10 protein-coding genes are annotated in these 14,033 nt (G+C 59.1%); 2 read left to right on the forward strand and 8 right to left on the reverse strand.

Annotated features, from left to right (window positions below):
- Window positions 1–219 precede the first annotated feature (219 nt).
- The 3 genes from H1B37_RS27425 to H1B37_RS27435 all read right to left on the reverse strand — a co-directional run bounded on the left by H1B37_RS27425 (window position 220) and on the right by H1B37_RS27435 (window position 6,319).
- Window positions 220–1,770: a tetratricopeptide repeat protein gene (locus tag H1B37_RS27425; RefSeq protein ID WP_182870479.1), complete on the reverse strand. Its 1,551-nt coding sequence runs from the start codon at window positions 1,768–1,770 to the stop codon at window positions 220–222.
- A gap of 1 nt (window position 1,771) precedes the next feature.
- A complete protein-coding gene (gene xrtU, locus H1B37_RS27430; RefSeq protein ID WP_182870480.1) occupies window positions 1,772–3,628 on the reverse strand; it encodes an exosortase U in 1,857 nt (618 codons plus the stop codon).
- Window positions 3,629–3,694: 66 nt separating this feature from the next.
- On the reverse strand, window positions 3,695–6,319 hold the full coding sequence (locus tag H1B37_RS27435) for a polysaccharide biosynthesis tyrosine autokinase (protein WP_182870481.1): 2,625 nt from the start codon (window positions 6,317–6,319) through the stop codon (window positions 3,695–3,697).
- 575 nt (window positions 6,320–6,894) lie between these two features.
- On the opposite strand from H1B37_RS27435, the gene H1B37_RS27440 reads away from it, so the two are divergent.
- Window positions 6,895–7,881, forward strand: a complete 987-nt coding sequence (locus tag H1B37_RS27440) for an SDR family oxidoreductase (protein WP_182870482.1) — start codon at window positions 6,895–6,897, stop codon at window positions 7,879–7,881.
- A 21-nt stretch (window positions 7,882–7,902) separates the two neighbouring features.
- On the opposite strand, the gene H1B37_RS27445 is transcribed toward H1B37_RS27440, so the two are convergent.
- Window positions 7,903–8,319, reverse strand: a complete 417-nt coding sequence (locus H1B37_RS27445; protein WP_182870483.1) for a VOC family protein — start codon at window positions 8,317–8,319, stop codon at window positions 7,903–7,905.
- Window positions 8,320–8,438: 119 nt separating this feature from the next.
- On the opposite strand from H1B37_RS27445, the gene H1B37_RS27450 reads away from it, so the two are divergent.
- Window positions 8,439–9,158, forward strand: a complete 720-nt coding sequence (locus tag H1B37_RS27450) for a hypothetical protein (RefSeq protein WP_182870484.1) — start codon at window positions 8,439–8,441, stop codon at window positions 9,156–9,158.
- 449 nt (window positions 9,159–9,607) lie between these two features.
- Here H1B37_RS27450 and H1B37_RS27455 read toward each other — a convergent pair whose 3' ends face one another.
- The 4 genes from H1B37_RS27455 to leuB all read right to left on the reverse strand — a co-directional run bounded on the left by H1B37_RS27455 (window position 9,608) and on the right by leuB (window position 13,795).
- Entirely contained in the window at window positions 9,608–10,507 is a 900-nt protein-coding gene (locus tag H1B37_RS27455) for a LysR family transcriptional regulator (protein WP_182870485.1), read from the reverse strand.
- A gap of 356 nt (window positions 10,508–10,863) precedes the next feature.
- Window positions 10,864–11,643, reverse strand: a complete 780-nt coding sequence (locus H1B37_RS27460) for a TatD family hydrolase (RefSeq protein ID WP_182870486.1) — start codon at window positions 11,641–11,643, stop codon at window positions 10,864–10,866.
- Window positions 11,643–12,683 (reverse strand): phosphatidate cytidylyltransferase, encoded by a 1,041-nt coding sequence (locus H1B37_RS27465; RefSeq protein ID WP_286178261.1) that lies wholly within the window; start codon window positions 12,681–12,683, stop codon window positions 11,643–11,645. Before H1B37_RS27465 ends, H1B37_RS27460 begins: the two co-directional genes overlap by 1 nt.
- Before the next feature lie 38 nt (window positions 12,684–12,721).
- On the reverse strand, window positions 12,722–13,795 hold the full coding sequence (gene leuB / locus H1B37_RS27470; protein ID WP_182870487.1) for a 3-isopropylmalate dehydrogenase: 1,074 nt from the start codon (window positions 13,793–13,795) through the stop codon (window positions 12,722–12,724).
- Between the last annotated feature and the right edge of the window lie 238 nt (window positions 13,796–14,033).

The following is a 14,033-nucleotide window of genomic DNA, read 5'->3' on the forward strand; positions in this document are numbered from 1 at the left end:
GGTCTGGAAGAACGAATAAGCCCACCGATGGCAGCGCGAACCCGCGGATGTGATGCGGCCTGGGATCCGTGGGTTCGCGCTGCCATCCGCGGGCAATCGACCCGCCTGTGGTTCAGGGCGGCTAGAGAAACTCGCAAAAACCCTCAGAATCAAAGACTTAGAAACCGTACGACCTCTCCAGGGAAGGTGAATTCTTCACCTAGCGCCCAGCCCGACGCTTTACTCTTCTTCGGCATCTTCCGCAGGCTCCTCGGCCGATCGCTGGCCGCCTATTTCAATGGCGGAAGCCTGTTCCTTGGCCAGCTTTTCTGCCGCGTCGCGGTGCCCTTGCGCCAGGTCTTCATCGCCGACCTTGTCGTAACAATCGGCCAGCATTTGATGGGCCTTGGCCGCCAACGTTGGCTCGGGCAGGGCGCGTTCCAAGTCGCTGATCGCCTCACGGAACCGCCCCATGCGAAATAGAATCTGGCCCCGCGTTTCATAGAAGTGCGGCGTCGGCGTGGTGACATTGCCGATCGCGGCGTTGGAGACTTGCAACGCCTTGTCGTACTCCGGCTCTTCCTTCATCGCCAGAGCGACGGCCAAATTGTTCAGGATCGCGGCGCTCCGCGGCATCTGTTCGGCCGCCTTTTCCAGGTGCAATTCGGCCATCGGCTGATCCTCGTTCATCAATGCCGCGGTGCCTTTGATGAAGTGGGCGATCCCGGCCGGCGAACCCGAAATCAGCGCCTCGCGGACGCTGGTGATTTGCGCATCGCTTTCATTCAGATTGCTCAGCACGTGGTCGGCCACCATCGTGACCACGCGGGGGTTATTCGGCGCGATCTTGACGGCCGCGTCAAGCATTCGCAGCACTCGCAGCCTTTCTTGCACGGTGTTGGTCGGCGATTTTTCGATGTAGGTAATGTACGCGATGATCGCGTCGCCGAGGGCCTGGGTCAGCACCCGCCGCTCGTCGGGGGTTTTAGCCACGTCGACGCTCCGCTTCAACGTGCGGATCGCGTCACTGTGACGTTCCAGGAAGATTTGGTTGCGGGCGATACTCATCGCATAATACGTGTTCGTCGGATCGTCCTTGTGCAGTTCTTCGACGCGTTCCAAAGCGGTCGATGCATAACGCTCGGCCGCATCCATTTCGTTCAATTGACGCGCCAGCGCCGCCGCCTGTAACCCGCGCATCGGTTCGGCTTCGGACAATTCGATCAAGACGGGAATCGCCGAACTGAGACGCTGGCGATAGATCAGGTACTCGGCGTACATCCGTTTGACGCCCAGATTGTCGTCTTCGCTTTCGGTGATCAATTCCAATACCGTGCCGATCTCGTCCAGTTCCTCGGGCTCGAAATCGGTCAGCTTCTTGCCGATGATCTGGTTTTCTAACAACCACTTCGCTGCCGGGAGATGGCGACGCGTCAGCAGACGCCGCATCAGGACCTTGGCTTCTTCTTCAAACGATTGGGCTTCGCGGACGAGCGCGAAGCGGTGGATCAACTGCATGTTGCTCGGATCGGCTTCCAATTGACGGCGAATCACGATCTCCGCCGTCGGAAAGTCTTCGCGGTCCAACGCGACTTTCAGCTGACGTTCCAGCTGACGGTTCCGCCAACCCGTCCCACCGCTGAACGCGATGAAACCGGTCGTGAACAACACCAGGGACAGGATGATCGCCGGAATCGCTTTGGGGGCATCACGCCAAGGAATCCCCAGAAACCAACTGTGAACGAATTCGCCCATCCAGCGGAACCAGGCCAGCGGGTTCAGGAATTGCATCTTATTTCAGCTCCTTTTTCGTGACGGCATCGGCGGACGCCGCCAACGAGGACACGGCCGATGGAGAATCACCCCGCAAGGCTTGGGCCGGGAGTTTTCGCCCGGCGTTTTTGACAATCGCATCGGCGATACGGGCTCGCGCCGCAATGAACTCCTCTTGCATTTCGATCAACTGCCGAGGTTTCAATTTGTCCGGCGATGTGATCCACATCTGCAACATGATCACCTCGCTTTGATCCCAAACACCGGTCGTATCGATTCGATTCCAAACCCGGTGGGTGAACGCGGACAGGCTGTCCGGTGCATCGACCAGCGTCCCGTCGCTGCCGATTCCGGCAAAAATCAAATAGCCGTGCTGGGTCGGGCCGCGTTTAAAGCGGGCGACGACATAAGTGGAACTCAGTGCGTCGGGATTCTGTGCGATGACTTCGAAATCTTCGAATTCGTCGGGCGATCGAATGTCGCGGTCCAGCAACGTCCAATCCAGCCGCTCGTAACAGTTGCACAGTTCGTGCCAGCCCTGGTGCGGTTGGCTCAACACGAACTGAACCGTCACCTCGTTCCAGCGGCATTCCCAGACATCGGAGTTCGCGCCCAAGCGAGGCTCTTCGTAACCCCGATTGGCCTTGTGCCCGACGACCGTCAAGACATTCAAGGAATCGGCGATCAGATCCGAGGGCGGATCAAAGACCAGTGACTTGTCGCTTTCAACCATGTTGGCGGGGCGACGCGACCGGACCACCTGGGCCAGCGATGCCAAGCAGATCACGCCGGCGAGAACGGCAAAACTGATTTGCGCGATCCGGTTGTCGACCAACCGCTGTGCCCATTGGAACGCGCCGCTGCGGCTGTCCCGGTCCAGCAGGTCGGTGACGCTCCGCTGCGTCCCACGCCCGCCGCCGTCCTCGACGTTCCGCAATGACAGGTAATTCCACGCCGACACCAACGGATTGAACTCGGATTCCTCCGGGACGCGGTGCAGTAGCGTCGCGACCAGGTAATCAAACGACAACAAGAACCCGAAGGCCATCGCCAACGCGATGTAACCCAACAGTTCGTGCGGCCAACCCACCGCCAAATCGAATTCATAGGAATTGGCAACCAGGGCGACCACGGTGACACGGACCACGTTGGCAAAAATGGCCAACAGACAAGCGATCGCGATGTACAACGGCGCCATCCAAATCCGTCGCCGCCGCCAGGCGATCATCAAGAACGCCAAAAAGCTGAGCGTGAAGACCGACTGAATGCCGCTGCACGCCTCGGCCACGAACAACTCTCGGTCGGCCAGCTGGATCACGTTGTTGGTGACCGCGTGTGGAACCGCCAGCGTGTCCAACATCACGCTCGACATCCACGTCGTCACATTCTGCAGCCAAAGCACCAGCAAGGTGTCGGCGCGTATCAGTTGGACCGTCGTCAGCAGGGGCAGTACGACGACCAGCAAATTCTCATCATCCGGGCCGCGCATCGCATACAACATGGCCGCACACAGGATGGACAACGCCACCGCGGCGAACCACGGAAACTGCAACACGGTCCCGAACGCGACCAGAAACAACGCAAACCCGATGGCTGCCCAACTGAACCAGCCTCGTGGCGGATAGAAATGGCCGTCGCTGCGGACATAGGTCAACCAAGCCACCGCGGCGATCGCAAACGGGAAATACCGATACGTCGGCTTTTCCCACATGCTGATGAAGTAGGGCACCAGCAACGGCAGAACGGCCAGCAGCAGACCGAGCCAAAACCACCGCCAATTCGGATGGGGCTCTAACTCCAAATTTGCGGCGGTCGCGTTCGTTTCGGCCTCGTCGATCATCGACGTGTACAAACCTGTCGAATCGGTGGTCGACATTCTTACAGTCTGCGGATTTGAAGTGTGTGCGGGTCGTAATGGTTCAATTCATCGCGGCGACGCGTATCAGTCATCGAACTTCGATTGGACCGACGACGCTCCCTGCGGGCCACCCGTCTCACCACCCGATTGCGACTTGCCCGCCTGGCTGGGCGGGTCGACCAGCAGTGTCCCTGAGCCGTTCGAAGCGTAGGGCCGTCCCTGGCTGGCCGTCGCTCCCCGGGGCGAGGCAGAGCCGTTCTTCACCGCCGGTTTGGCTCCATTTCCGGTGGACGCTCCCGAGGGAATTGCCGGAGTGGTCCGCGAGACGCGGATCGAGTTGTTGGATGTGACGGCGACACTGGTGCCAGAGGTCTGGCCGTTGCGTCGGTAGTACCCGCCGTAGCGTCCGTGCTTGTAGTATCCGTATCCGCGGTAACCATCGCTGGCATTGGCTTCGTCGGAGTTGTTGATCACCACGCCCAAGACATTCGCGCCGACGCCGTTGAGGATATTCAGTGCCTCGCGTGCGTTCGGTTTGCTCTTGCGACGAATCCGCAGGGTCAAGATCAACGCGTCGGCCATGCTGGCGGTGATGCTGGGGTCGGTCACGACCAACAGCGGCGGAGTGTCCAAGATGATGTAATCATATTGCTCTCTCAAAACTTCGAGCAACTCGTTCATCACCGGCAACGACAGTGCCTCGGCCGGATTGCTTGGGATCGGGCCACAGGGCATGATCGAAAGTTTTGCCAGCGGTGTGGCATGGGCGGCATCGAGCGGTTCGCATTCGCCGTTGAGCACATTGGTCAGTCCCAACTTGCTGTCACAGTCGAAATTGTCGGTCAGTTGTGGTCGTCGAAGGTCACAGTCGATCGCCAACACACGTTTACCGCTTTGGGCGATCGAGCAAGCCAGGTTGCACGCGATCGTGCTCTTGCCATCACCCGGCAGCGGGCTGGTGATTTGAATCACCTTGCCGCCGTCGATGTTGGTGGTGTCAAAGAAGACCGTGGTCCGCAGTGAGCGGATCGCTTCGGCCGCCGACGAAGCCGGTTGGTGCACGACGGTCAAATCGGTCGACAGCGTCTTGTAAGGATCGATCTCGCCCTTCTTCGTTTTGCGTCGCTTGCCGCGGAAGAACGGGATGTGGGTCAGGATCGCGACACCCAGCATTGCACTGATTTCATCGGGATCACGGAACGTGTTGGCGTTCTTTTCCAACAACAGCGCCAACCCGCCACCGAGTATCAGGCCGACCAGTGTGCCGAGGCCGCCGAGTTTCAGGATGCTCGGGCCGACCAGGTAGGCCTTGGTCGGCTTCATCAACTCGACCACCTGAGTCACGCTCTCCTCGTCAGACAGCTTGGTCTTGCCCAAGTTCTCCTCGAGTTGTTGCATCATTGCGCGGTACTGTTCCATCTCTCGAACAATGGCATCGTTTTCCAGTTCGTAGTTCGAGATATCAGCTGCCGCCAACTTTTCAGTGATGATTTGTTCTTCCAACTCGTCAACGAATCCTTCCAACATCTTGACCTTGGCCTCGTGCGAGGCAAGGACCGCTTGGACGGTTTCTCTGGCTCGTTCGACCGGGTCGCCAAGGTCTTCGTACCATTCTCGTCGCAGCTTGGTGATCCGATCGGCCTGCTCACGCACGAGACGGAGCAGTTCTTCGCGGGTGGTTTCCAGTTCCTGATCGAGTGCTTTGACCGTCGGGTGAGAGGGCCCGAATTGGGACACGTTTTGATTCTTGGCAACGATCAGCGGCAGCAGCTTCTTTTCCAAATCGATTTCCGCAAGCAGACTGTCACCGATCAGCGGATCGGGCTCACGGGTGTTGCCCACCGCACTGATTTTGACACCCAACAACTGGCTCATCACACTGAGCGCGATTCGCGGGTCGTCCGTCTGCTCGGCGACCTCCTTCATCGAATGGAGCACTTCTTTCTCGCGACGCCATTCCTCGGTTTGTGACGAGAGGCGTTTGGTCAAGTATTGCTGTTGCTCGCGGCGCGGGTTCTGGACGCGACCATCGGGGTCCCACGTCAGCGGAGCGTCGCGACGAAACTCCGCGTAACGCTCTTCCAGTTTCGACAGCTTGGGGCCGACCTCATCGATCGCGATTTTGATCAAGCGTGAAAGGTCAGCCCGGGCGCTTCGGTGCCGTTGGTCGTAATAATCCTGGAGCGCCTTGCTGTAGGCCTTGATCGCGGCTTCGCAGTGTTCGGTGTTGCCACTGTCGAAGTGCAGCAGCGTGATCAGGGACTGAGCTGTTGTGATGTCGGTGACCTCCGGTTCAAGCTCCAGCTGTTTTTGGACTTCGACGATGAATCGTTCGATGCTGTTGCCGTAGAACTCACGGTGGGGCGCCATGTCGGGGTCGTTGAAGGCCATCGTCGCGACGGTGTCGCTGAACAATTGGGCCTGCAAGACTTCGATGTCCGGGACGCCGCCGACGACTTCGCCGGTCAACGCGTCGAAGATCGGCGGACGGTTCGATTCGACCATCAGCCGCGTGCTGCTGCGAAAGGTCTCCGGGGTCCGCAGGTAAACTAAAAAACCGATCACTCCGAATAGGAAGGCCGGCACAATGACTGCCCATCGATAACGCCATAGCGCTCCGAGGACATCCAGCGGTTGCGTCGACCCCGTCGCCGCGATCTGGCGGCTGCGTCGTTGGGAAGTTGGTGTCGAAGTTTGTTCTGCAATCATCGTGGGGCGTGAATCTGTTTCGGCAGAGCGTGGGGAGCACCGACAAGTCGAGAATGTCGGCCAATTCGTGCGTGTGGGCCGTGCGGGAGCAGTCTGGTCGCGGTCCAGGTTACAAACAAGGATCCGTTGAATGAATCTGTCACGATGGGGGAAAACCGACAGCTTCAAAACTCAACATGTCGAATCAACGGCTCCAACGCCAGTGGGGCATTTGACTGGGAAAACGCGGTTTCCCGAAGGCCGATCGATGGAGACTTCGCTCAACACCCACCGGGAATCCGTGCCAATGTAGTTTAACCCTCATCGGATTCCGTCCATAGCGATTTCGAAAATCGGACGCCCCAAAAACGCTTCCCGGTCGGAAGAATCCGCTTCATCGACAGAATGTTGGCGGTTTTCGGACACTTACGCCGCTGGAATAAACACTCGTCTGACTTCAGGAAATCGCGATGGTTCCGTAAATTCTGGACGCCCCGCAGCTTTTCTGCGCAAGAGTTGGATGCGGTCGCGCGCCGCTGTCCGGCCCTCCCGATGCGCCGCTGTTTTGATACACCCGACGAAATAAAGTTTTCTTCATGTTCGACTCAATCACGCTTCCCGACGCCGCACATCCTCTAGCCGGTACGACCTGCCTGGTCACCGGAGGGGCCGGCTTCATCGGTTCGCACCTGGTCGATGCCTTGCTCAGCCAACAGGCGTCGGTCCGCGTTCTGGACAATTTCAGCACCGGGTACGAATCCAATCTGCAACATCTAAGCGACCATCCCCATGTCCAGATCATTCGCGGCGACGCGGCCGATGCGGCGGTGACGGAAAAGGCGGTGGCGGGCTGCGACGCCGTGTTTCATCATGCCGCGATGGCCAGCGTCCCCCGCTCGATGCGCGAACCGGCATTGTGCCACGCCTGGTGCGCGACCAGCACCATCAATCTGTTGGCGGCGGCCGATGCGGCCGGCGTCCGCCGCATGGTCCTGGCCAGCACCAGTGCCGCCTATGGGGATTCCCCGTATGTCAGCAAACGCGAAGAAGACACGCCCGCCCCGTTGTCTCCCTACGCCGCGTCGAAGTTGGCCGCCGAAGCCTACATGCAATCGTTCTCGCGAACCGCGACGATCGAAACCGTGATCCTGCGCTACTTCAACGTCTTCGGCCCGCGACAAGATCCGCAAAGTGAATACAGCGCGGTGATCCCGCGTTTCGTTTCGATGATCCTTTCGGGAAAACGACCGGTGATCTACGGCGACGGATCGCAGTCGCGCGACTTTGTCTTCGTCCGCGACGTCGCCAAGGCCAATCTGTTGGCCGCGACCATACCCGGAGTCAACGGCGGAATCTTCAACATCGGACAAGGCCAACGCACGACGCTGTTGGGGTTGTTGACCATGCTCCGCGAGATCCTGGGTCAGGACATCCAGCCGATTCACGACCCGCCGCGACTGGGGGACATCAAGGATTCACTGGCCGACATCACCCAGGCCCGGACGAAGCTGCAATTCGAACCCGACGTCGACATGAAATCCGGTCTGGAACAAAGCGTCGACTACTATCGAACGATCTGTTGATCACAGCCCCACAGGCCCGATTCACATCGGGCCGGTCATTTCCCAGACCACGCCGCGGGTGGTTTCCGGGTCGATGAATCCGGCCTTGCGGCCCCGTGGCGCGTCGTGCGGCGTCTCGGATTTCGCCCGCATGCCTCGCGCCGGCAATTCGGCCAACGATTCCGCGACGTCGTTGGTTTGGAAACACAGGTGGTGCAACCCCTCGCCGTGCTGGGCCAAATGCGCGTGCAGCGGATGGTCCTCGGTCAACGGTTGGACCAGTTGCAAATGGACATTGCCCATGTCCAAATGCGTCAGCCGCACGTTGCCGCTGGGAATTTCCTCGCTCAGCACGACCGGCAATCCCAGTTGGTCACGATAAAACGCCAATGCTTCGTCGGTGTCTCGCACGACGATTGCGATGTGGTCGAGTCGATTGAAAAGCGGTGTATCCGACATTCGAAGTCTCTTTTGTTATGCTTTGATCCGCCGATCGAACCGGAAGGAGCTATTCGATCGATCTTTCTCAATCATAATGGATCCGACACGCCCGCTTCACGCCCACCGGTACCGATTTGATGATTCGTGCTGACGTTCACCAACCGTTCTTTCGCAAATTCCTGTACGTCTTTCTGGGTTGCACGGCATTTGCAGGGTGGTGCCTGTACGACGGGCTGATCGGCTATCCGAAAAAGCTGACGATCGCCGAAGCCTACGAGAGTCTGCCCGAGGAGAACCGCCGCGAGGCCTGGAAAGAGCTGGCCGGTGAAAATGGATGGCCGACGATCACGCCGGCCAAGACCGCCGATGACATTCGCCATGATATCGGCAGCCAATTTATGATGGTCGTGCTGTGCATGCTGTTCGGCATCCCCGCACTGTTGATGTTCATGTCCGGCCAAGGCACCTGGGTCGAAGGGGATGAGACGCTGATTCGCAACAGCAAAGGCCGGGAGGTGCCGATCGATGCGATCACCAGAATCGACAAACGCAAGTGGGAAGCCAAGGGGATCGCCAAAGTCTATTACGAAGTCGACGGCAAAAAAATGAAATTCGTGATGGATGATTTCAAATACGAACGCGAACCGATGGGCCAATTGATGCAATTCGCCGAAGCGAACCTGAGCGAAGACCAGGTCACCGGCGACTTCCTGGAACGCGACAAAAAACGCATCGCAATGCAGGAAGCCGCCCAGCAAGAAGCCGCCGAGGAGGAAGCGTATGAGGATGACGAGGACTACGAGGACGCGGAGCCGTACGAAGACGCCGCCGATTCGGAATCAAAGTCGAACTCATAAAGACGTCCCGGTGAATCGCAGTTCCCTTCGCCAGGAACTGGTTCGCGGTGTGATTTACACCGACGATACGCCGCCGCAAGACGTGCAGTCAGCAACAACACCCTCGCCTTCGACAATCCCTGCCGAGGTCGTGCGGTTTATAAGTCGTTCATCAAGTAAGTCACCCTCCCTTCCAGAGGTGTGCGGTTTTTAACCTCTGATTTAACAGGCGTTTACGACTTCACCCTCCCCTTGGGAGGGTCGCAGAGGAGTGAGCGACGACGCGGGGAGGGTTGATCCGCGATTTGACACGACCGGCGGACAAAAGCTCGTCCAGCGATTCACCGTTCGACCTCCCCTCGCTGCGCTCGACCCTCCTGCCAGGAGGGTTAATTTGAAAAACCGCACGACCTCTCCAGGGAGGGTTTCGTCTTTGCGCTCCACCGTTTGCCACGCTCTGGCGAGCGTAGCTACGAAGACGACTCGTAAGAAATCGACTGGGCGTGCTCCCGCAGGGTTTGGCGAAACGATTTCAGCAGACGGCTTTGATACCGATAGGGATTCCAGGCGGCCACGATCGTTCGCGTCGGCGGAACTCCGCTGAGCGAACGGTAGACGCGGCGGTCGGATTGATCCAAGCGGCGGGCCATCATCGGGATCATGGAAATGCCGTGCGAGAGCGAAACCAGTTCCTGGACCGTCGCCATCTGGCTGGTGCGTTCGACCGACACCGGATGGAAGGCTTGCTGCTTGCAAAACGAGACGATGTTGTCTGACAAACAATGCGCCTCACCGAGCAAGACGAAGGGAACCTGTTCGAGGTCCGACAGCTCGATCGACGGCTTGGACACCAGCTCGTGATTCGGCGGCAACACCAGCACCAGTTCCTCGTCCAACAGCCTTTCGATCTCCAAGTATTTGGCGTGGATCGGCAACGCCAGGATCGCCACATCGACCTTTCCGTCGGCACAGGCTTTCAACAACGCGTCGGTCGTTTCCTCTTGGACCACCACAGTGGCATCGGGATAGTCTGTCGCGAATCGGCGGAGCAATTCGGGTAAGAAGAATGGTGCGATGGTTGGGATTGCACCCACACGAATACGTCCGGACCGTCCATCGTCGACGATCTCCGCCAGCGTGTCTTCCACAATCGCCAACACGTCTTTGGCACGCCCTTGCAGCAACCGGCCGGCATCGGTCAGCGCGACACAGCGGGACTGGCGTTCGAACACCGGTTGACCAAGTTCGTCTTCCAAACGCCCGATCGATCGACTGAGTGCGGGCTGGGAGATACCCAAGTGCTCGGCCGCCCGCGTGAAATTGCCGTCGGCGGCGACCTGTAAGAAGTAGCGAAGTTGATCCAGTTCCATGGTGCAGGAATCCCGTCGAGAAGCAGCTGCGAATCGCTGCAGTCTGTGCGGCCGTCATTCGTCCTGCCGATCATAACCGATGGGGCGACTCTTGAACGTGTTTTGAAGCTGCGTCCCTAATACAAGCACGATGCGCATGCGGGCTGTCGATTTAATCGCAACCGATACAATCGTGAGTTGATGGCGCTAGCCCAATGGCACCTACTTTATGAGCCGACGGCGCACTAAACCGCCCCCCCGAAAAAAAGGGAGTGGGACCCGACGCTGACATTACACTTGCTCGACGCTCGATTTTTCTGTTGGTCAGCGAAATTCTTAGCGAATTCCGCTACAGGAAAACATCCCAACACCGCGTGCTACGGCAACTGAAACAACTTCCGGGCGTTTTCGGTGGTGGTTTCGGCGAGCGACTCGGGCGAGACGCCGCGGGCTTCGGCCAGACAGCGCAGCGTGTGCTCGACTCGCGCCGGCTCGTTGGGCCGTTTTCCGCGAAACGGTTCAGGACTCAGGTAGGGCGAGTCGGTTTCGACCAGCAATCGATCCGCCGGCACCTGTTTTGCAACCTCTCGCAATGCGTCGCTTTTTTTGAACGTCACCATCCCGGCAAAGCTGATGTGCAATCCGAGATCCAAGCACGTTTCGGCGCACTGCCAATCGCCGGTAAAGGAATGCATGATGCCCGGCGGTACGCTGCTTTGCCGTTTCAATTGATCGACGATCAGATCGCCACTTTCCCGCATGTGAATCACCATCGGCAATGCGGTGTCGCGGCAAAGCTGCAGGTGTCGGTCGAAATAGACGTGTTGCAATTCGATCGGTGTGTCGTCCCAGTAGCAATCCAATCCGGTCTCGCCGATCGCTCGGACGCCGGGGTACCCGGCCAACTCTTCGATGATGGCGAAATCGCCGGCGTCGGCTTCGGCGGCCGAGTTCGGTTGAATGCCGACCGCGGCGTACAGATAGCCCGGGTACTGGGCGGCCAGATCACACGCGCGTCGGCTGGTCGCGACATCGATTCCGATCACCATGATCGCTTCGACGCCGGCTTGTCGCGCGCGGTCAACGGTCAGATCCAAGTCATCGGCAAACGCATCGACGTTCAAGTGCGCGTGGGTGTCGAATAAACGCAACGTCATCAGGCTGAAAAGAAATAGCGAGTCAGGTGATAGAAAACCGGGGCGGCAAAACAGATGTTGTCGATCTGGTCGAGCACCCCCGCGTGGCCTTGAACCAGCGTTCCGGTGTCGGTGACGCCACGGTCACGTTTGATCGCACTCATCGTCATCGCCCCGCCACAGGCCATGGTGGTCACGACGGCCGCCAGCACCCCGGCTTCCCAGGGGTAAAACGGCGTCGCCCATGACAGCGCCGCCGCGATCAACCCCGTGGTCACCATCGATCCCAGCACGCCTTCCCAAGTTCGTGACCCGTTGATTTTTTCTGCGATCACATGGCGTCCGGCCAGCTTGCTCCAGCCGCGTTCCAGCACAGCGGCCAGCTGCGCGATCACGACCAAAAAGATCAACACGCTGACGTTACTGCCACGCCAGGGTTCACCGCCGGTACGCACCAGATTCAGATCCAACAGCGCCGGGGCGTAGCTGAGCGCATAAACACAAATCAGCAATCCGGCTTGGATTTTTGCACTGCGTTCGAGAAACCGCTTGTAGTCGCCGGCGATCGCGGCCCGGGCGGGAATGAACAGGCTGGCGTAGACCGGGATCATGATGCTGTACAACCCGTAGTAATCGTTCTGCGGGACGTAGCTGGGCGGATGGCTGCCCAAGGCGATCAGGATGTACTGCAGCGGCGTAAACACAAAGAACACCCAGAACAGCGTGCGGTGATCACCGCGCCGCGTCGGTGTCATGGTGATGAATTCGCGCAACGCCCAGAACGACACGAATCCGAACAGCACGACGACTCCGATTCGCTGCAACAGAAAACCGAACACGAAGATCGCCGTCATCAACCACCAGACGCGCAGTTTCTGGTTGTACCGCCGGACGAGCGCCGAATCGACGCCCATCGTTTCACGACGCGACAGCAGGAATCCGACCAACGACGCGATTCCCAGCGCGGACAGGATCACGGCAACGAGAATCATTGCCCGCGTGGACAACCAGACGGTGCTCGCCAGCATCCCCATCTCTGGTCGAAGTAGAGTGTCGTTCATCAGGGTTCCCGATTCACTGCGATGTCATCGCAAACCAATCACTGCTTGATTTGATCGACGACCGCGTCTCCCATCGCATCGGTGCTGACCGACGGACCGCCACGCGCGATGTCGGCGGTTCGCAACCCGGCGGCCAAAACGTCGGCGACGGCTTGTTCGATCGCCGCCGCTTCGGTTTCCGCGTTCAGCGAATGACGCAGCAGCATCGCCGCGGCTAGGATCGTCGCCAGCGGATTGGCGATGCCTTTGCCCGCGATATCGGGTGCCGACCCGTGGATCGGTTCATACAACCCCGGACCGTCACTGCCCAGTGAGGCGCTGGGCAGCATGCCCAACGAACCCGGCAACATCGACGCTTCGTCGGTCAGGATGTCGCCGAACATGTTGCCGGTCACCACGACGTCAAAGTCCGACGGGCGATTGATCAAGTGCATCGCCATCGCGTCGACCAGCACGACGTCATATTCCACCTCGGGAAACTCTTCGGCCATCACCCGGGCGGCGGTTTGACGCCACAACCGACTCGGCTCCAGCACATTGGCCTTGTCGACGCTGGTTAATCGATTGTCGCGTCCCTTGGCCGCCTGTGCCGCCAGACGGACAATGCGCTCGACTTCCGCGACGCTGTACACCATTGCTTGACTGGCGGTCTCCTCGGCACCGGATCCGGTTCGGCCCGACTCGCCGAAGTAGATTCCGCCGGTCAATTCCCGCAGAAACAGAATGTCGGTGCCTTCGATGATCTCACGGCGAAGCGGCGACGCGTCGATCAGCTGGTCGAACAATTTGATCGGCCGCAGGTTGGCGAACAGCCCCAATTCCTTGCGGATCTTCAGCAGGCCCGCCTCCGGACGCGTTTTCGCCGACGGATCGTCCCACTTGGGGCCACCCACGGCACCCAACAGAATCGCATCAGAATCTCGGCACGCCTGAATCGTCGCCTCCGGCAACGGATCCCCGGTTTCGTCGATCGCGATTCCACCGATCAAATGCGATTGAAACGTGAATTCGTGGCCGAAACGATCACCGATCGCTTCGAGCACACGTTTGGCTTGCTGCGTGATTTCCGGGCCGATGCCGTCGCCGGGCAATAGAACGATGGAAGCTTTCAAGGGTATTGAGCTGGTAGGGGGGAATGACTGACCGGGATGGAGACGAAACGCGTACTGTAGCCGAATCGGCCGCGTTTCCCCAGAGGCGCTCCGGACGATTCAGTCGCCCGAATAACCGGAGCAATCCGCAATTTCGATCCCACCGAAGCTTCGCTTGGCGTCGGTTCCCATGCGACGAGACGAATTGCCCGCGGCGGCTGGCAAACGCGACGCAACTTGTTGAAACGACCCGATCTAT

The sequence above is a fragment of the Stieleria mannarensis genome (assembly GCF_014154935.1).
Taxonomy (GTDB): Bacteria; Planctomycetota; Planctomycetia; order Pirellulales; family Pirellulaceae; genus Stieleria; species Stieleria mannarensis.